The following is an 18238-nucleotide window of genomic DNA, read 5'->3' on the forward strand; positions in this document are numbered from 1 at the left end:
TCTCATGTACATCTCAACAGATGGCAACAGAGATGTAATGAAAGTTTTTGATCACTCGTAGCCAGAAGCGTGCTAGGAAATGTTCCACCACACCATGTGCCGCAGGAGGTCGCCGTGTTGATCCGCCACCGGAGTCCGCGTGTTCGCCGGTCCGTCGTCGCGGCGGCCGTCGCCGCCGCCGTACTCGCCCTGGGCGCCTGCGAATCGGGAGGCGACGACAGCGCGGGCGCGGCAAAGACCAACGCGGCCAAGGGCGCTGGGGTGGTTGCCCCCGGGAAGCCGGGCGAGCCCGCGAAGACGCTCTCCGCCGAGGAGGCGTTGAAGGCGGCGCCGGACAACACCCCCAACTCCGCTGATTTCAGCTATGCGCAGATGATGATCGTGCATCATGGGCAGGCGTTGGACCTGGCCGGACTCGTCCCGGAGCGGGCGGACTCGGAGCAGGTGAAGCGGCTCGCGTCGCGGATCGCCGACGCGCAGAAGCCGGAGATCGGCATGATGGAAGCCTGGCTGAAGAACAACGGCGGGGCGAAGAAGCAGCAGGGCCATGACCACGGCACGATGCCCGGAATGGCCACCGAGGCCCAACTGACGCAGTTGCGGGCGGCGAAGGGCAAGGCCTTCGACGAGCTGTTCCTCAAGCTGATGATCACTCACCACCAGGGGGCGATCACCATGGCCACCGAGGCGCTGTCGGAGGGCAACAACATCCAGGTCGGGGAGATGGCGAACGACGTCATCTCACAGCAGACGTCCGAGATGAACCGCATGCGCGCCATGTGACGTGGCGGACGGGGCGAACGCTTCTGGTCAGCGCCGGTGGTGACGGGGCGTCAGATGACCCTCGTCGCGGGCGCCCGCGATAAGCCTCAGCGCCTTGCGGCGGCTGAACCCGGTGGCGGACATCACGGCGAGCACCGGGTCCTGGCCCGCCTGCTGGGCGGCACGGTAGATCTCGGCGACGCCCTGCCGGGCGGCGCTGCCGCGCGGGAGGGAAGGACGGGCGCGGTGCCGGCCGGGCCGGTCCTGTTCCTGTGGGGCTTCCGGCGTGGCGGCCTGCGCGGTGGTCTGCCCCGCGGCCTGCGCGATGGCCCGCGCGTCCGTCGGCTCGGGCTCGTGCTCCGGCGACGCGGCCGGGGCGGGGTCCGGGGCTCGCTCCGGCGCCGGCTCCTCGGCGGGCCACTCGGCCTGCTGCTCGGCCGCCCCCTCCGGCGCGAGCGGCGCGGGGCCGGACGCGTGGGCGGGCACCGACTCGGCGTCGGGCTTTGTCTCCTCCGGTGACAGCGGCCCCTCGGGCAGCGGTGGCGATCCCTCACCGGAACCTGGGGTGAGCGGGCTGACCGAGGTGACGGGGGCGACCGGGGCGACCGGGGCGTCGACGGGAACTCCAGCGTCGACGGGCTGGGGCGCGGGGGGCCGGTGTCGGCCGGCGACCACCTGACAGGCGTTGTGGAGCGGCGCCTCGATCGCCTCGGCGAGCGCCGCGAAGCCGTCCAGGGCGAGCGGCGGATCGGCCTGCGCGTCCTCGATGGCGATCCTGCCGTCACGTACCACCGCGAGCACATCGATCCGCGCACCGTCCGCGAAGGTCAGCCTGATATCGACCCAGGGCGGCAGGATCTCGCGCCGCGCGGCGCCGTCCCTGGGGTCCCCGGCCCCGGTGACGGTGCCGTGCCCCTGCACTTCCCACATGGGCCATGGGTAGGCGTCGTGCTCATGAGGTTCCTGGGCGGAAATCAATTTATGTTCCGACACATTCACAACTTAATCAGGCAATCCACCCTTTTTGTCATGGCGCGCACGTGCCGATGTGTACGGCACCCTGTCGGCTCATCGGATCAACCGTGACCGATCTCCCGGATCACCGGATCAGCTGCCACCGAGGCGGGCCGCCTGCGCGGTGGCCGCGCCCAGGACGCTGTCGAGCAGACCGGGGAAGAGACGGCCCAGGTCCTCCCTGCGCAGTCCGCTCATCTTGGCCGTCCCCCGGTAGTTCTGCTCGATCACGCCACTCTCACGCAGCACCCGGAAATGGTGGGTGGTGGTGGATTTACTGACGGGCAGCTCGAAATGCGAACAGGAGAGCTCGTCGTCCGCCACAGCCAGCTCACGGACGATCCGCAGCCGCAGGGGGTCGGAGAGTGCGTGGAGCACGCCCTCCAGACGGATCTCCGCGCACGAGGGGTGAGCGAGTTCACGTGTACTGGTGACGGCGGTCACGGCGGGGCTCCACTTCATCCGTAAGTCTTCATCGCGTTTGTGCTCATCGCGTACATCGCACTCCATCGGCGAGATCTCATTGTACGAGACTTCTCGTAGTTTGACATTCGCCTTACTACGATGGGTATCGTACGAGATATCGGCCGGTCTCGCTCCGAGGCGGCGGCCCGTCCGTCACGTTCCGATCCCTCACGTTCCGAATGGAGTCCGCCGTGAGCGCACTGTTCGAGCCGTACACCCTGCGGTCCCTGACCATCCCCAACCGGGTCTGGATGGCGCCCATGTGCCAGTACTCCGCGGACGAGACGGGTCCGGACACCGGTGTGCCGAACGACTGGCACTTCTCCCATCTCGCGGCGCGGGCCACCGGCGGCACCGGACTGATCCTCGTCGAGGCCACGGCCGTCAGCCCGGAGGGCCGTATCAGCCCCGCCGACCTCGGGATCTGGAACGACACGCAGGTCGAGGCGTTCCGCCGGATCACCCGCTTCCTCGCCGCGCAGGGCACCGTCGTCGGTATTCAGCTCGCGCACGCCGGGCGGAAGGCGTCGACCGACCGGCCATGGAACGGTGGCGGTCCCGTCGGCGCCGAGGGCCACGGGTGGGAGCCGCTGGCGCCCAGCGCGCTGCCCTTCGCGGAGGGCCATCTTCTGCCCGCGGAACTGTCCGTGGAGCAGATCAAGGAGATCGTCGGACAGTTCGCGGCGGCGGCGCGGCGGGCCAGGGAGGCCGGGTTCCAGATCGTCGAGGTGCATGGCGCGCACGGCTATCTGATCGGCCAGTTCCTCTCGCCGCACAGCAACCGGCGCACGGACGCCTATGGCGGCTCCTTCGAGAACCGCGCGAGGTTCGCGCTGGAGGTCGTGGACGCGGTACGCGCCGAGTGGCCCGACGAGCTGCCGCTCTTCTTCCGGATCTCCGCCACCGACTGGCTGGACGAGGGGGGCTGGAGCGTTGACGACACGGTGCGCCTCGCGGACGAACTGCTGGCGCACGGCGTGGATCTGCTGGATGTGTCCAGTGGTGGCAACGCCTCGGGCGTACGTATTCCGGTCGGTCCCGGCTACCAGGTGCCGTTCGCTGCCCGGGTCCGGGCCGAGACACGGCTTCCCGTGGCGGCGGTCGGTCTGATCACCCAGCCCGAGCAGGCCGAGAAGATCGTCGCCAACGGTGAGGCCGATGCCGTACTGCTCGGCAGGGAGCTGCTGCGCGACCCGTCCTGGGCCCGCCGCGCCGCCGGTGAGCTGGGCGGGCGCGTGCACACCCCGCAGCAGTACCACCGGGCCGTCTGATCCGCGCGGACGTTCACTCCGGGAGCCGCTGTCGGCCCGGGCCGCCTCGCGGGATCCACTCGCGCGGTCACCGCGTCCGGGTCGGCCGGGCAAACTCCGTCCGCCGGTGGCGGGTTGACGGGTGTGTGCGAAAGCGCGCCGTGCGCACCAGTAGAGTGGCACCCCGTGGCAGCACGACCTTTGAACGAAATCGTCGAGCCCGGATGGGCGGATGCCCTGGGCCCCGTGGCCGGGCGCATCGCCGAGATGGGTGACTTCCTGCGCGCGGAGATCGCCGCCGGGCGCACGTACTTGCCGGCCGGACCGAATGTGCTGCGCGCTTTCCAGCAGCCGTTCGACGAGGTGCGGGTCCTGATCGTGGGACAGGATCCCTATCCGACCCCGGGGCACGCGGTGGGGCTGAGCTTCTCGGTGGCGCCCGAGGTACGGCCCCTGCCCGGCAGTCTGGAGAACATCTTCCGGGAGGCGCATACGGATCTGGGGCTGTCCCGCCCCTCCAACGGCGATCTGACTCCCTGGACGCGGCAGGGAGTGCTGCTGCTCAACAGGGCGCTCACGACAGCGCCCCGCAAGCCCGCGGCGCACCGCGGCAAGGGCTGGGAAGAGGTGACCGAGCAGGCCATTCGCGCTCTGGTCGCGCGCGGCAAGCCGATGGTCTCCATCCTGTGGGGGCGTGACGCCCGTAACTGCCGCCCGATGCTCGGGGACTACCCGGCCGTCGAGTCGGCCCACCCCTCCCCCATGTCGGCGGACCGCGGCTTCTTCGGCTCGCGTCCGTTCAGCCGGGCCAATGACCTGCTGATCGGCCAGGGGGCGCAGCCGGTGGACTGGCGGCTGCCATGAGACGGACGCCCGCGTGAGCCCGCTGAGGCCGATGAGCTGGATGCGCCGATGAGCTGGGCGGGTCGATGAGCTGGGTGCTGGGTGTGGACTCGGGAGGCTCGGGGCTGCGGTTCGCGCTCGGCTCGACGGCCTCCGACGGGACCGCGGGCGTGACGACGGTCGCGACCACCGCCTCCACCGAGCCGGTGCGCACGGGCTCCTCGGGCATCGACGCCGGACAGTTGCTCGCCAGGCTGCTGCCCGCGGTCGACACGCTGCTGGCCGAGGCGGGCGCGGGCGCGGGCGCGGGCCGGGGCGTCCTGTCCGCTGTCGCCATCGGCGCGGCCGGGATGGCGACTCTCGGGGACGGACTGCGCGCCGAACTGCCCCCGGCACTTGAGCGTTCCCTGGGCGTACGGCGGCTCGCGCTCGCGGCGGACGCGGTCACCGCGTACGCGGGAGCGCTCGGTCAGCGTCCCGGCGCGGTCGTCGCTGCCGGTACGGGCATGATCGCGCTGGGCACGGACCTGACCGGCTGGCAGCGCGCCGACGGCTGGGGTCATTTGCTGGGTGACTGCGGCGGCGGCGCCTGGATCGGCCGGGCGGGACTGGAAGCCGCCATGCGGGCGTACGACGGACGACGCGGCGGATCGCCCGCACTGCTGTCCAGGATGGAAGCGGTTTTCGGGCCCGCTCCCGAGCTGCCGGGACTCCTCTATCCGCGTACCGACCGGCCCGCGGTACTCGCCTCGTTCGCGCCGGAGGTGGCCCGGTGCGCGGCCGGCGATCCCGTCGCGGAGGGCATCCTCTCGACGGCCGCGCGGCATATCGCGGAGGCCGCCGCGGCGGTCTGTCCGCCGTCGGGTGCGTGCGAAGTCGCCCTCACAGGAGGGCTGTTCGGACTTGGTGACCCGTTGCTCGTGCCCTTGCGCGCCGAGCTGGCCGGTCAACTGCCGCATGCCACGACCGTGTCCGCCGGGGCCGATCCGCTCGGCGGGGCGCTGCTCATCGCGGGGGCGCTCGCCACGGACGCGCTCCGGCTGCCGTACGACGCGCGCCTGCTGAACGTCCTGACAGAACAGGATGGATGAGCAGAAAAACACCTAACGGATAAATAAGGACAGATGGTTCGCGACTGCCCCCTCCCCGAACAGCCGCGCCCACAAAACCAGTAGCATTCGACGCCATGAGCACCCCCACTGGGCCCGCATCCGGCCTGCCTGTACGAATGCCGCGACCCCGTCAGTCGGGGCGCCACCGCCGCCCCGAACCGGTCGCGGCTCCCGAAGGTGCGCCCGCGCTTGTCGTCGCCGTGCCCGGCACACCCTCGGCCGCCGTCCGCGGTCTGGCCGAAGAGGTCATCAGCATCGCCCGTTCCGAGCTGCCCGGCCTCGACGCCGTCATCGGCTTCCTGGACGGCGACGACTCGGAGTACCCCACGCTGCGGAGCGTCCTGACCGGGACCGCCGCGCTGCGTACCGAACGGTATGAGCTGGCGAAGTCGGCGGGGCGCGAGGTGGCCGAGCCCGAGGGTCCGGCCGCCGTCGTCGTACCGCTGCTCGCGGGACCCGACAGTGGGCTGGTCACGCGGATAGGTCAGACCGTCGCTGACAGCGGCGCCACCGCCGAGCTGACCGATGTCCTCGGTCCGCATCCGCTGCTCGCCGAAGGGCTGCACGTACGCCTGTCGGAGGCCGGGCTGGCCCGCGCCGACCGCGCCAGGCTCTTCACGGTCGCCACGGCGGCCGACGGGATCATCCTGGCCACAGTGGGGGGCAAGGAAGCGGTGCAGACCGCGGGGATCACCGGAATGCTGCTGGCCGCGCGTCTCGCCGTACCGGTCATGGCCGCCGCGCTCGACGAGGAGGGCTCGATCTCGGCCGTCGCCCAGGAGCTGCGCGAGGCCGGTTCGACCCAGCTCGCGCTGGCCCCGTATCTGGTCGGTCCCGAGCTGCCCGAGGGCCTGCTCGAAGCGGCGCTCAAGGAGGCGGACTGCGCCGCCGCCGAGCCGCTGGGCGCGTACCCGGCGATCGGGAAGCTGGTGCTGTCGAAGTACACGGCCGCGCTCGGCATCCCCGCGCGGCCGCAGGGGACGCCGACGCACTGACTTCGCCCGCGCCCACGCGCCGCACGCCCCTGAGTACGGGAGCACTGCCGGCCCGTACCCATGGAAAGGGCCCGCCCCGGATCATTCCGGCGCGGGCCCTTCCGCGTGGGTACGGCCGAGTCCGTTCGTATAGCCGCATCCGCTCGTACGGCCGCATCCGCCCGTACGGCTGGAATCGCTCGTACGGCTGGAATCGCCGAGGTCCGCTCGGTCAGCCGAAGACCACGCAGGAGGCGGCGGGGGCCGCGAGGGAGCCGGCGCGTACCGGAATGCCCGTCGCCTGATCGACGTCGAACCAGGTCACATCGCCGGAGTGCTCATTCGCGGCGTACAGGCGGCTGCCCGTCGGGTCCAGCGCCAGATCGCGGGGCCAGCGTCCGCCGCAGTCCACCGAGGTGACCAGTTCGGCCTTCTCGTACGTCGCGTCGAGCGCGAGGACGGCGATGCTGTCATGTCCGCGGACCGCCGCCCACACGAACCGTCCGTCGTGTGACACGACCACCTCGGAGCCGAAGCCCTCGATGTCCGCGCCGTCGGGCAGGACGGGGGCTTCGCCGACCGGTTCGAGCAGGCCGCTCTCCGCGTCCCAGCGGCAGAGGGTGAGCGTCGGCTCCAGCTCGTTGAGGACATACGCGTGGCCGCCCGCCGGATGGAAGGCGAGATGACGCGGTCCGGTGCCGAGGCGCAGCGCGGTCTCGGCGTGCGGTGTCAGCTCGCCGGCGGTGGTGTCGAGGGAACTGATCCGGACGGAGTCGGTGCCCAGGTCGGTGGTGAGGACCCACCGGCCGCTCGGGTCGGTCACCACCTGGTGCGCGTGCGGCCCACGCTGGCGGTCCGGATGCGGCCCAGAGCCCTCGTGCCTGGTCACTCCGCTCGCCGGCCGGGGAGCGCCGTCGGCGCCTACGGGCAGCACCGTGACGCTGCCGGAACCGTAGTTGGCGGTCAGCAGATGCCCTGCGGTGAGGGTGAGATGGGTGGGGCTCGCGCCGCATACCGGTACGGGCTCTCCCAGCAGCCGCGGCGCCCCGTTCCCCGTGTCCGCCGCCGGTGTTGTGAACGCCGCCGCCGCGCCTTCCTCCGTCTCGGAGACCGCGTAGAGCACGGATCCGTCCAGGGCGAGCGCGAGATAGGACGGATCGGCGACGGCGTCGGTGACTCCGCGCTCCGTCAGAGCTCCGGTCTCCGCGTCCACGGTCGCGGCGATGATCCCCCAGCCCCCCGCGGAGGTGAACGATCCGATGAAGGCCCGCCCGTCATTCCTGCCGCTCACTGTGTGTCCCCTCTTCGGCTGATCTCGTCTTCGGCTGACCTCGTCGGCTGCGCCTCGGCCACCGCTCCCCCGGCGTCCGGGGCCGACGGTAGCAGGGGGTCTGGACCAATCAACCGGCCCGGTAGGCCTTTTCCGGGCCTTTTCCAGGCCTCTTCCGGGCCTCTTCCGGGCCTTTTCCGGCAGCTCAGGCGGGAACGAGAGGGCCGCGCGGCGACGTACGCAGGGGCGTGGAGAGATCCGCGAGTGCCCGCTCCAGGTTGTGCAGATGAGCCAGCGCCGCTTCGGCGCCGGGGTGGTGGTGCGGCGCGTCCGGCGCACCGGCCGCCGGCCGGGCCGGCTCCGCCCCCGGCGGCGCCAACCCGCGTACGGCGGCCTCGACCCGGCGGCAGGCGGCGGCCAGCCGGGCGTCGTGCGAGGCGGCGGGGTCGGCGGCCACGGCGGCGAATCCCCGTACCTCACGCGCGCAGTCGTCGAGCAGGACGAGCACCTGGCGGGCCCGGGCCCCGCGCGCCCGCGACGGGTTCAGCGGATGGACGAGCGGCGCGAGGGACATCCGTACCCGGCCGAGCAGCAGTTCCAGTTCCGCGGCGAGCGGCCCCGGATCGGCGCGTTCGTCCCCGGCGAGCCGGCGGGCGGCCGTGGTGGTGCAGCCGTGAACGCAGCGCAGCGCCTGCTGGATCCACGCGTCCGTGACGGCGTGTGTGGTCACCGGCAGCAGGAGAAGGACGGCCAACGTCGCGCCCAGTGCCCCCACACCGGTCTCCGCCAGTCGCAGGGCGAGCAGCCCCAGATCGAGCACGCCGAGCAGTCCGTACAGCAGGCCGACCATGACCGTCACGAAGAAGATCATCCAGCTGTACGAGACCGCCGCCGTGTAGAAGATCCCGAAGACGCACAGGGCCACGAGCGCGGCGGTGGGGGCCGGCGCGCCGTGCAGGGGTACCGCGATGATCAGCCCGGCGGCGCAGCCTGCCGCCGTGCCGACCACCCGCCGGAAGCCGCGGACAAGGGTCTCGCCACGTGAGGCGGTGTTCACAAAGATCCACCAGGCCGCGCCGACGGCCCAGTACCACCGGTCCTGCGAGAGCCACTGGCCCGCGCAGAGCGCCAAGGCACCCGCGACGGCCACTTGAACCGCCTGCCGGGTGGTCGTACGGACCAATCCCGACGCGTGGGGAAGCGCGGGTACGGCGGGCGGCGGAAGCCGCCGCTCGTAGCACCAGACACCGAAGCGGACGGCCGACGCGGCGAGCACGGCGAGCAGAACCGCCGAGTACAGACCGGGCAGTCGCGCGGGCACCGTATGCAGGAACTGCGCCACGAAGAAGGTCATGAACCCGAAGACCCCCAGGGCATGCCCTCGCGGGCCCCAGCGGCGGACGTACACCCCGGCACCGGCCACGACGAGGAACGCCGCGTCGCGCGGCAGCGGGTCATCGTGCAGCACCGACGCGAGGGCGAGCACCGGAAGGCCGACCGCGGGCAGCAGCGCGGTGGTGATGGCCTGGCCGCGGACCGTCGTGTCGGTGACCGTGAAGAGGGCGAGGAGCGCGGCGAGCCCGCCGGTGAGGACTCCGGCGAGCGGCTGACCGGCGGCCCCGCACACGAGGACCGCCAGACCGATGCCGAGAACGGCGCGTACGGCGCCGTACAGCCGCAGCCGTCCCGGATCGGGAGACACGAACATCCTCTTCAGCACTGCCAGCCCGCCCGTTTTCACTCCGGCATGAGAAAGGCGCCGCGGGGATCCGCAGCGCCATTGACGGCTCCATCACAGCACCTCTGATCCCAGTGGCTCAAGTCGACCTCGATCTACTGGGCCATTGGCACAGTAGACCTTGATCGCCGCGCGCGGGCGGAGGGCCAACGGCCGTGGCGGTAGCGGTGACGATGGCGGCTGCGGCTGCGGCTGCGGCTGCGGCTGCGGCTGCGGCTGCGGCTGCGGCTGCGGCTGTTCAACGACTTCCGGGCGGGCTCACCGTCCCTCCTGCCCGGCTCATCCCGTGGCAGCGAGCTCTTCGATATAGCGCGCGACCGGGCCGAGGCTGAGCAGACCCGCTGCCGCTCCCGCCAACTCCGCCGCCGCAGGGGCCAGTTCGCTGTGCGCACGCCGCATCGTCGCCCGGTCGCCGATGGCGACGGCCGCGCGGGTAACCGGCTGCGGATGCCGGTCACCGTCCTCCAGCAGGACTGGGGCGCGGCCCTCGGCTACGACGCCCAGGCCCTGTGCGACCTGCTCACGCGCTGAGGAGGCGGGAGCCGGGGCCGCCGGCTTCTCGACGGGCCTACCGGACGCGGGCCATGAGGTCGGTCCGTCGGTCCGTAGCGTGACCGCCCCTCGCTGTCCCGGCCGTCGGCCGGCGCACAGCGCGGTACGGCCCGGTGGCCCGGTACGGCCGACAGCCTGGCCGTACCGGGCCACCGGGCCACTGGGCCCTGAAGCGGCGCTACTTCACGCCCACCGCCCGGATGATCTCCTGCTTCACCGATCCGCCCCGGTCATCGGTGGCCCAGGCGCGCAGCGAGAGATACGTCGCGTCCTTCGGTACCCGTACAGTGCCCTCCCAGGCCGCCGGCTTGCCTCCGGCCCGGTGCAGGGAGACGGCCGTCCAGCTCTTGCCGTCGTCATAAGAGACCTCAAGCCGGCCGCCGCCGATCACGCCGGTGTCCGGTGCTCCCTTGACGTACTCGGAGAAGATCCCGAGTGACAGCCGCTTGCCGGCGCGTACGTCGCCCGCGAGATCGGTGTCGACGTCGAAGCCGAGGTTGAGGAGCGGGAGGAAGGTCTCGCGGTCCGTGGGCGTCTCCGCGGAGCGGAAGGTCCACTCCGAGTGGCCCTTGGTGGACAGCCGCCAGCGCTCCGGGTCGAGAGTGGTGTCCGTGACGACCTTGTAGGTCTGCTCGGCCGGGTCCGCGTCCCAGGCGTACGCGCCCGAGCTGGTCTTGCGGTCGACGAGCTGCCCGTTCGCGTACACCTCGGTGGTCTGCGTCATCGAGTCGTCGCTCCACACATCGCCGAAGCCGGTGTGGTCGGGGCCGGAGTCGCCCCAGCCCGGTGTGTTGAACCGGAGGTCATTGCCCCTGCGCTGCTGACCCCAGCCGAGCCCGGTGCCCAGCCACGGGTGCAGCACCGGCTTGAACCAGTCCAGCCCGGAGTGCGTACCGCCGCGGTAGGTCACCACGCCGCTGCGCTGTTCCAGCGCGGTCGGGCCGGCGGTGACGGACTCGTGCCAGTGCTGGCCGGCGCCCGTGCTGACGTAGTCGGTGCGCTCCGCCGGGTAGGCGGTCCTCTCCGGGAAGCCGAAGCCGACGGGGAAGGTGTCGGTGAGGGAGTAGCGGAACTCTCCGCCGTCGACGGGCTCGGCCGCGTGGAACTTCGTGTCGATCACGGCCAGTTCGCGCTTGCCCGGCCGGTAGGTCAGATCCGTGGGGATGGCTCCGGGGTGTCCCTCGGAGAGGTCGTAGACATACGGGGTGTAGCGCGTGCCGGTCAGCTCCGCGCTCCGGTGCCGCCGAGCGGACTCCAACAGCTGTGCGCCATCGGCCGAGTTGAGGGTGGCGATGGTCAGCGGGCGCTCCTCACCCGACTCCGTGGCGAAGTCGGCCAGCAGCCTGCCGGGCGCGTCGTCGGTGACGAACAGCGCCTCGGCGCCCGCGTCCTGAGCGGTCTGGGCGAGCTGTCGCGGGCTGATGGTGTCGCCGGCGCGTACGACAACAGCCTTGCCCCGCGCGGATACGCCCTCGTATTCCTCGGCGCTTCCGGTACCCGCGTCGACCAGCGGCAGCCGCTGCCGTCCGTCGGGCAGCGCGGAACCGTACTGGACGACGGTTTCCCCGATGCGCTTCCCGCCCGCCGTCAGCTCCAGCAGCGGCTTGCCGAGACGCCAGACCGTGCGGTACTCGAAGGTTCCGGTGGCGGGCTCACGCGTGGGGGCCGCGAAGACGCTGTCGTAGGTGAGCGGCACCTGCACGGCTCCGCTGTACGTCGCCCCGTTCGCCTCCCTGTTGAACTCCATCACCAGCTGACGGGTCTCCGTCCGCCGGTCCACCTCGGCCCGGATCTCCCGCAACTGCCGCCCGTCGAGGGTGATTTCGCGGTCACGGTCCATGACGATCTCGGGCTCGGAGAGGAAACCGAGACCGAGCGAGTCCTTGCCCTTGCTGCCGCGTACGTCGAGGAACGAGGAGACGGCGTAGCTGCCGGGCGCCAGGCGCAGCTGGAGCGTTCCGGAGTCTTCGACCGTGGCGGGGAAGGGGTCATGACCGGCGGCGAGCTTCCGCACCACGAGCGGGGCCGCGGTGGGCGCGCCGTCGCGGTCCTTGGCGTGGACGGTGAGGGTGTACCGCTCCTCCTCCTTGACCAGGCCGAAGGCGGTGTGTGCGACGACCGTGTCGCCGTTCTTGGCGACAACACGCCCCGAGGTGTTGCCGACGGGGGCCTTCGTGCCGTCTCCGGTGACGGTGGTCGTGGCCGTGCCGTGCGCCGGGACGGTCAGGGTGGCGTCGGCGAGGGTCACGACTCCGTCGGCGGCGCCCTCGGCGTCGAGGCTCAGAGTGACGGGACTGTCGGAGGAGTTGGTGTAGCCGACGGTCCGGGTGACGGGCTTGTTGTCCTCGTACGGCCAGCTGGTGAAGCCGAGATCGGCGCTGCCGGTGGCGGTGACGGCCGTGTCCACGGCGGCCGGTACGTCGACCCGGCCCGCGCCGAGTGCGTATACGGAGTCGGTGAGCTGCGCGGACGTGCTCATGAGCGCGCCCTTGAGCTGCTGCCCTGACCAGTCAGGGTGCTTCTCGGCGAGCAGTGCGGCGACTCCGGCGACATGCGGGGTCGCCATGGAGGTGCCGCTCATCGTCGTATAGGGGCCGCTGCCCTCGGTGAGCTGGGAGCGGGCGGCGAGGATATCGACGCCGGGGGCGGACAGGTCCGGCTTCAGGGCGTTGTCGCCGAAGCGCGGTCCCTGGCTGGTGAAGTACGCGGGCTGGTCGGCGGAGTCGACGGCGCCGATGGTCAGCGCGGAGTCCGCGGCGCCGGGCGAGCCGATGGTGCCCGCGCCGCCGGTGTTGCCCGCCGCGATCACGAAGAGCGCGCCGGTCTGCTCGGAGAGGGTGTTGACCGCCTGGGCCATCGGGTCGGTTCCGTCGCTGGGTTCGGTCGAACCGAGGCTCATCGACACGATCTTGGCGTCGATGTCCTTGGCGGCCCACTCCATACCGGCGATGATCTGCGACTCGGTGCCGGAGCCCGCGTCGCTGAGCACTTTGCCGACGGCGAGACCGGCGCCGGGGGCGACGCCCTTCTCCTTGCCGTCCGAGGCCGCGCCGCTGCCGCCGACGGTGGAGGTGACATGAGTGCCGTGTCCCGCGCGGTCGGCCACCTCCTCGCCCTCGATGAAGCTCTTGGTCTCGGCCACCCGGCCGGTGAGATCGGGGTGTCCGGCGTCCACGCCGGTGTCCAGGACGGCGACCTTGACGCCCTTGCCGGTCAGGCCGGCCTCCCACGCCTTCGGGGTGCCGATCTGGGCGTTGCTCTCGGCCATGTCGGCCGTGACACGTCCGTCCAGCCAGATCTTGTCGATGCCGGCCGCGAAGCGCGCCGTACCCGAAGTGCCCTGGCGGGCAGACGAGTTGGCGGTAGAGGGGGTTCCGGAGGCGGCAGGGGCTGCGGGGGCGACCGTACGCCAGAAGGCCGCCCCGCTCCTCGGCGCCTCGACCGCGGCGCCGTTGACGCTCGGCAGTGAGCGGACCCGGTCGGTGCCGAGCGGAGTCGCGGCCCTGCTGCCCTTGCCGTACGTGACGATGAGGGGCAGCGCGTCGGCGCCGCGGTCGTCGTATCCCAGCTCGATCAGCGTGGTGACGTCGAAGAGCCGCTTGTCGAGGACTCCGGACCGGAGATAGGGCGCGGCCTCGTCCGGTACGACGGTGATCCTGTCACCGGACATCTCGCTGCGTACCGCGCCGGTCGCGCCCTCGGGGCGCTGGACGGTGACGGTTCGCCGGCCGCCGCCCACGTCGGTGACGGTCACTTTGTCGCCCGTCACGAGGGTGACGGTGTGCGCGGCGCGGGCGGTCGCGTTCGACGGCGGCGCGGCGTCCGTGGGGGTGGGGGCATGGCCGGCTCCGGCCGCGACGGCCTGTCCGGCGGGGAGCAGTACGAGCGAGAGCCCGGCTGCCAACAGCCGGGCTCCGCGTCTCGCCGGTGCTCTTGTCATGAGTTGCCTCTCCTCAAGCACCCGGTGAAGGAGGTGTGTTCGGGTGCTGCGAAGAGTCTCGGCGCTCCTTTTCTTCGAACACAGCGCCGGATGCTGGCGGTAAGTCGCCATGGCGGTAATCTGCCACGCGCGCCTCCGGCCAGGCTTCTGACCACGTCGACGGCTGGTATCAGCCCGCGGGGCCTGTCGCGTGCGGGGGTACGGTCGCCCGCGCACCGGCGCGCGGACCGTCCATGACGAGGTCCAGCACCCCGGCCTGCCCGCGCCTGCCGCTCCGCGCCGATGACGCCGAGTTGGCCCGTACCTCGGCCAGGATCGGCACCAAGCCGGCCGGCTCCTGACCCGCCGTTCGGGCGGAGGGACCGAAAACCGCGCACGAAACCTCAGCGGCCACAACCACTCCGAAGAGTGGCCGCGCGCCAGTTATCGCCGTCCCCGAGGTTTCACCTGGGGTGAGTACTGCCAGAGATCAGGTGACTACTCACCGTAGAGACGAGGAACAGTGTTGGCCCGGAACAAGGACGACGGCTCCCACACCCTGCTCAGCATGCTGCACAACTCGCTGACCGACACACGCAGGGAGCTGCGGGCGTCCCTCGCCGAGGGGTTCGACCGGCTCCGGATGGCGGGCGACGAGGCGCATCGGGCCACCCAGGACGCACTCGCCTCCGGGCTGAGTGAGCTGCGTACGGAGCTCCGGGAGACAAGGGAGGGCCTGGCGCGCAGCAGGGACGAGCTGGGGCAGGCCGTCGAAACCGCCGTGGAGATCCTTCAGGACGAGGTGCAGCAGCTGAAGGAGGCGGTCGAAGGCCTCCGTCCCGGGTCCGCCGGTCATCCGGCCCTGCCCTTCGAGACACCCGGCGGACCGCTTCTGCCGCCCGGCGTGCCGGGCGTTCCCGGTATTCCTGGTATTCCCAGTGTTCCCAGTGTTCCCAGCCAGCGTGAGGAGGACGATGCCCGGACCGTACTCCCGGGGCCGCCCGAGCCACTGGCACCGCCCGCGTCCTCGCCCGAACGTCCAGTGGTGTCCGAGCCGCCACCGCTGTCCGGGTCTTCGCCATCGGCCGAACCTTCGGCGTCGTACCAGCGACCGGTGCTCCCCCGGGGCATCACGACCGAGGGGTCCGGGGGGTCCGAGGGGTCCTCGCCAGGGCTGAGTGAGTGGGTGGCACCGTCGCTCCTGGACGCGCTGCGCCGGGAGTTCGGCCCGTTGCTGGGGCACCTCGAAGAGGCCCGCGGCGAGCTGGCGGCGGTCCGCGCGGACATCACCGCGCTGACCTCCCGTATGGACGACGCGGAGGAGACCCGGCGCGCGCCCCGGGAGCCCGCGCGGGAGATGCCACCCGAGCCGCCCGTGCCTCCTGTGCCTCCTGTGCCGCCCGTGCCGCCCGTGCCGCCCGCGACCGAGGAGCACAGTGAGCTGCTGAAGCGCGCCGCCCGGGTGTCGTCGGCGTCCCTGCTCTGCCACCGCGACACCTGGGAGTTCATCACCGGCCTGGCGGGCCGCCACTCCCACTTCCGGATGCCTCCGCGGATCACCGACCGGGGCGACGACCGGATCGCCGCCGCGCTGTCCGGGCGCTCGCTGATCGCCGTCCTGATCTCCCTCTTCACCACCCGTCACACCACGGACGCGGGTAACGGCGACTGGGCACTGGCCACCGCCCTGTACGAACGCCTCGGCGCCGGTCTCGACGTCCTCGCCCCCGCGGGCACCACCGTCACCATCGCGCTGGACGACCGTGCCCCCGGCCCCGACGACGGCAGTGGCGCAGACGACGGCGGTGGCGACACCGGGGGCGAGGTGGCCGAGGGGATCAGTCTGCCGTCGCCCGCGTCGCCGGACGGCCCGGGGCGGATGGCTCAGGCCGGTCCCACATAATGGGGCCATTGGTACAGGCGCGGGCCGTACCCACGGACAGCAGGAGGCCGGCGGACGATGGCGGTGGACGCGCTCGACACCCGCATCCTGCGGCTCCTCATCGAACAGCCACGTACCAGCGTGCGGGAGTACGCGCGCATCCTCGGGATCGCTCGGGGGACCCTTCAGGCCCGGCTCGACCGGCTGGAGCGCGAGGGGGTGATCACCGGCACCGGGCCGTTTCTCTCCCCCGCCGCCCTTGGCCATCCGGTGCTCGCCTTTGTCCATATCGAGGTCACGCAGGGGCATCTGGACGAGGTCGGTGAAGCGCTCGCCGGGGTCCCCGAGATCGTCGAGGCGTTCTCGATCACGGGTGCCGGGGATCTGCTCACCCGGGTCGTGGCCCGCGACAACGGCCATTTGGAGGATGTGGTCCAGCGCCTGATCCAGCTGCCGGGTGTGGTCCGCACGCGTACGGAGATGGCCCTGCGCGAGCGGGTGCCGCACCGGCTGCTGCCGCTGGTCGAGTCGGTGGGCCGGGCCGTCGGCGAGCGACGCTGACGGAGCGCTTGGCATGCTGGGGCGTATGAGCACTTCTCCTACGCTTGCGGTCATCTTCGATCTCGACGGAACACTCGTCGACAGTGAACCGAACTACTACGAAGCCGGGCGGCTGCTGCTGGCCCAGTACGGTGTGTCCGACTTCAGCTGGGAGCAGCACAGCCGGTTCATCGGGATCAGCACCCGCGAGACGCTGGAGGCACTGCGCGAGGAATACGCGATCGACGCGCCGGTGGACACGCTGCTCGCCGAGAAGAACCGGCTCTATCTGGAGCGGGTGCGTGCCTCGACCGAGGCGTTCCCGCAGATGCGGAAGCTGGTGGAACGGCTGCACACCGAGGGCGTACCCATGGCCGTGGCATCCGGTTCGTCCGGGGCGGCCATCGATATGGCGCTCGCCGTCGCCGGACTTGACGGGTATTTCACCACGACCGTCTCGGCCGAGGAGGTCGCGCGCGGCAAGCCGGAGCCGGATGTCTTCGTGGAGGCGGCGCGCCGGCTGGGAGTCGAACCCGCCCATTGCGTGGTGCTGGAGGACGCCGTGCCCGGTGTGGTCGCCGCGCGGGCCGCCGGGATGCGATGTGTCGCGGTCCCCTATGCCCCCGCGCCCGGCGCGCCCCTCGATCCGGCGTTCGGTACGGCGGGGCTGGTCTTCCCAGGCGGACAGAGCGAGTTCACGGCGCAGGCGGCGTACGCGTGGATCGTCGGGCAGTAGGCCCCACCGGCCCCCTGCCCCACTGGCCCGCCGGCGCCGCTGTCCGGGTGGCGCCGCTGTCCGGGTGGCCGCGGCGAGTGACCCCGGCCCGGAGCCCGGGTCTCAGCTCCGGTCCGCCATGTCTCCGTTGAGCAGCGCGACACCGAGCGGAGTGATGGTGTGCTGCACCTTGTTGAAGGTACGCAGGGTGGTGATCAGCCCCGCCGTGCGCAGCACCGAGGTGTGCTGACTGGCCGCCGCCGAGGAGATCCCCACGCTCTCGCCGACCTCGGTGGTGGTGCAGCTGCTGGTGAGCGCCTCCAGAACCGACGCGCGCGTACGCCCCACCAGCGCGTGCAGGGCGTGCTCGGCGCCGCCCTTGGACTCCCACAGCGAGTCCGCCCACTCGGGGTTGGCGCGGGTGGGGTAGATCAGCGTCACCGGACGTCCGTCGGATCCGCCGCCGGAGAGCACCGGGGGCCGGCCCGCCAGGAAGAGCGAGGGCGCGAGCGCGAGGCCGCCGGACTCCAGCTTCAAGTCGTCCCCGTTTCCGGGGACTTCGAGGATCGGTGCGTCCCAGCGGATGGCCGGGTGGAGGGTGGAGAGCAGTTTGCCGACTCCGTCGCTGAGCATGATCTGACCGCGCGCGGTGCGGTCGGCGTGCAGTCGCTTGGAAATGGCGTTCCAGTACGGGGCTATCGCGATGCGGTGGAACTCCTCAAGATCCTGGACGACTTGGGGTCTCTCCCGGGATTCGGACAGGTCCGCGAGGCCGCCGCCCTCCGTGGTGCTACGCGCGTCAAGTCCCAGCCTTCGCACCACTTGGTCGATGTCCGGGACGGGACGGACCACTTGGGCGAGCCTCACCAGGGCACGGATATTGCCGGAGTTGCCCAGCTTCTTGCGCCATGGCTTGAACACCGGTCCCCCGCCGCCCAGGCTCAGCTCTTCGAGGGCGAAGAGGGACTCGCGTATGTGATCGACCTGCGGAAGAACTCTGGTTTGCGACAGGCTCTCAGGCGTAAAATATATGCGACGCATACTCCCCCGCAGGATCCGTGCGCACTGTCGACCCGGACTCGGATTCACCGGCGACGAGCCGCTCCCACCGTTTCAACTCGCGAGTGCATTCGACGTTACCACGAGTCGCCAAGGCCAATCGGAAACATTCGAAATTACCGCCGGCCCCGATGACTTCCATA

Annotated in this window: 15 protein-coding genes and 1 pseudogene; 9 read left to right on the forward strand and 7 right to left on the reverse strand. The window is 71.4% G+C overall.

Annotation, left to right across the window (positions count from 1 at the left end; all coding sequences use genetic code 11):
- Positions 1-114 precede the first annotated feature (114 nt).
- Complete coding sequence (locus ACFRMN_RS06285; RefSeq protein WP_383014080.1) at positions 115-783, forward strand: DUF305 domain-containing protein; 669 nt, start codon at positions 115-117, stop codon at positions 781-783.
- A gap of 27 nt (positions 784-810) precedes the next feature.
- On the opposite strand, the gene ACFRMN_RS06290 is transcribed toward ACFRMN_RS06285, so the two are convergent.
- Both ACFRMN_RS06290 and ACFRMN_RS06295 read right to left on the reverse strand, forming a co-directional pair.
- Complete coding sequence (locus ACFRMN_RS06290) at positions 811-1692, reverse strand: DUF6214 family protein (RefSeq protein WP_383014083.1); 882 nt, start codon at positions 1690-1692, stop codon at positions 811-813.
- Between the two features lie 177 nt (positions 1693-1869).
- On the reverse strand, positions 1870-2238 hold the full coding sequence (locus ACFRMN_RS06295) for an ArsR/SmtB family transcription factor (RefSeq protein ID WP_383014087.1): 369 nt from the start codon (positions 2236-2238) through the stop codon (positions 1870-1872).
- Between the two features lie 194 nt (positions 2239-2432).
- Between ACFRMN_RS06295 and ACFRMN_RS06300 the strand changes: the two genes are divergently transcribed.
- The 4 genes from ACFRMN_RS06300 (at position 2433) to ACFRMN_RS06315 (ending at position 6441) form a co-directional block, all read left to right on the forward strand.
- Positions 2433-3512: an NADH:flavin oxidoreductase/NADH oxidase gene (locus ACFRMN_RS06300; RefSeq protein WP_383014090.1), complete on the forward strand. Its 1080-nt coding sequence runs from the start codon at positions 2433-2435 to the stop codon at positions 3510-3512.
- A 165-nt stretch (positions 3513-3677) separates the two neighbouring features.
- Positions 3678-4355, forward strand: a complete 678-nt coding sequence (locus ACFRMN_RS06305) for a uracil-DNA glycosylase (RefSeq protein WP_249948842.1) — start codon at positions 3678-3680, stop codon at positions 4353-4355.
- Between the two features lie 65 nt (positions 4356-4420).
- Positions 4421-5425: an N-acetylglucosamine kinase gene (locus ACFRMN_RS06310; RefSeq protein WP_383014093.1), complete on the forward strand. Its 1005-nt coding sequence runs from the start codon at positions 4421-4423 to the stop codon at positions 5423-5425.
- Positions 5426-5520: 95 nt separating this feature from the next.
- Positions 5521-6441 (forward strand): sirohydrochlorin chelatase, encoded by a 921-nt coding sequence (locus ACFRMN_RS06315; protein WP_383014096.1) that lies wholly within the window; start codon positions 5521-5523, stop codon positions 6439-6441.
- A gap of 211 nt (positions 6442-6652) precedes the next feature.
- On the opposite strand, the gene ACFRMN_RS06320 is transcribed toward ACFRMN_RS06315, so the two are convergent.
- Together ACFRMN_RS06320 and ACFRMN_RS06325 are read right to left on the reverse strand one after the other, a co-directional pair.
- Positions 6653-7711, reverse strand: a complete 1059-nt coding sequence (locus ACFRMN_RS06320) for a lactonase family protein (RefSeq protein ID WP_383014099.1) — start codon at positions 7709-7711, stop codon at positions 6653-6655.
- A gap of 184 nt (positions 7712-7895) precedes the next feature.
- The gene (locus ACFRMN_RS06325; protein WP_383014539.1) at positions 7896-9410 is read right to left on the reverse strand and encodes an FUSC family protein; all 1515 of its coding nucleotides are present in this window, start codon (positions 9408-9410) and stop codon (positions 7896-7898) included.
- Positions 9411-9848: 438 nt separating this feature from the next.
- On the opposite strand from ACFRMN_RS06325, the pseudogene ACFRMN_RS06330 reads away from it, so the two are divergent.
- Positions 9849-9938 (forward strand): annotated as a pseudogene (locus ACFRMN_RS06330) (alpha/beta hydrolase); the annotation flags it as partial.
- A 220-nt stretch (positions 9939-10158) separates the two neighbouring features.
- On the opposite strand, the gene ACFRMN_RS06335 reads toward ACFRMN_RS06330, so the two are convergent.
- A complete protein-coding gene (locus tag ACFRMN_RS06335) occupies positions 10159-13920 on the reverse strand; it encodes a S8 family serine peptidase (protein ID WP_383014102.1) in 3762 nt (1253 codons plus the stop codon).
- A gap of 169 nt (positions 13921-14089) precedes the next feature.
- Positions 14090-14245: a hypothetical protein gene (locus tag ACFRMN_RS06340; RefSeq protein ID WP_383014105.1), complete on the reverse strand. Its 156-nt coding sequence runs from the start codon at positions 14243-14245 to the stop codon at positions 14090-14092.
- Positions 14246-14425: 180 nt separating this feature from the next.
- Between ACFRMN_RS06340 and ACFRMN_RS06345 the strand changes: the two genes are divergently transcribed.
- The 3 genes from ACFRMN_RS06345 to ACFRMN_RS06355 are packed head-to-tail and all read left to right on the forward strand — an operon-like array spanning position 14426 to position 17057.
- Complete coding sequence (locus ACFRMN_RS06345; protein ID WP_383014108.1) at positions 14426-15802, forward strand: hypothetical protein; 1377 nt, start codon at positions 14426-14428, stop codon at positions 15800-15802.
- A 57-nt stretch (positions 15803-15859) separates the two neighbouring features.
- Positions 15860-16342 (forward strand): Lrp/AsnC family transcriptional regulator, encoded by a 483-nt coding sequence (locus tag ACFRMN_RS06350; RefSeq protein ID WP_383014111.1) that lies wholly within the window; start codon positions 15860-15862, stop codon positions 16340-16342.
- Between the two features lie 13 nt (positions 16343-16355).
- Positions 16356-17057: an HAD family hydrolase gene (locus ACFRMN_RS06355; RefSeq protein WP_383014114.1), complete on the forward strand. Its 702-nt coding sequence runs from the start codon at positions 16356-16358 to the stop codon at positions 17055-17057.
- Between the two features lie 102 nt (positions 17058-17159).
- Here ACFRMN_RS06355 and ACFRMN_RS06360 read toward each other — a convergent pair whose 3' ends face one another.
- Positions 17160-17957: an ArsR/SmtB family transcription factor gene (locus tag ACFRMN_RS06360; RefSeq protein WP_383014118.1), complete on the reverse strand. Its 798-nt coding sequence runs from the start codon at positions 17955-17957 to the stop codon at positions 17160-17162.
- Between the last annotated feature and the right edge of the window lie 281 nt (positions 17958-18238).

It is taken from the genome of Streptomyces sp. NPDC056835, assembly GCF_042789485.1.
Classification (GTDB): Bacteria; Actinomycetota; Actinomycetes; order Streptomycetales; family Streptomycetaceae; genus Streptomyces.

What these genes read in the sequence shown, in the direction of transcription:
- ACFRMN_RS06290 (WP_383014083.1), bottom strand. Translation starts at nt 1,692, where the DNA reads ATGTGGGAAGTGCAGGGGCACGGCACCGTCACCGGGGCCGGGGACCCC.
- ACFRMN_RS06295 (WP_383014087.1), bottom strand. Translation starts at nt 2,238, where the DNA reads ATGAAGTGGAGCCCCGCCGTGACCGCCGTCACCAGTACACGTGAACTC.
- ACFRMN_RS06310 (WP_383014093.1), top strand. Translation starts at nt 4,421, where the DNA reads ATGAGCTGGGTGCTGGGTGTGGACTCGGGAGGCTCGGGGCTGCGGTTC.
- ACFRMN_RS06315 (WP_383014096.1), top strand. Translation starts at nt 5,521, where the DNA reads ATGAGCACCCCCACTGGGCCCGCATCCGGCCTGCCTGTACGAATGCCG.
- ACFRMN_RS06335 (WP_383014102.1), bottom strand. Translation starts at nt 13,920, where the DNA reads ATGACAAGAGCACCGGCGAGACGCGGAGCCCGGCTGTTGGCAGCCGGG.
- ACFRMN_RS06350 (WP_383014111.1), top strand. Translation starts at nt 15,860, where the DNA reads ATGGCGGTGGACGCGCTCGACACCCGCATCCTGCGGCTCCTCATCGAA.
- ACFRMN_RS06355 (WP_383014114.1), top strand. Translation starts at nt 16,356, where the DNA reads ATGCTGGGGCGTATGAGCACTTCTCCTACGCTTGCGGTCATCTTCGAT.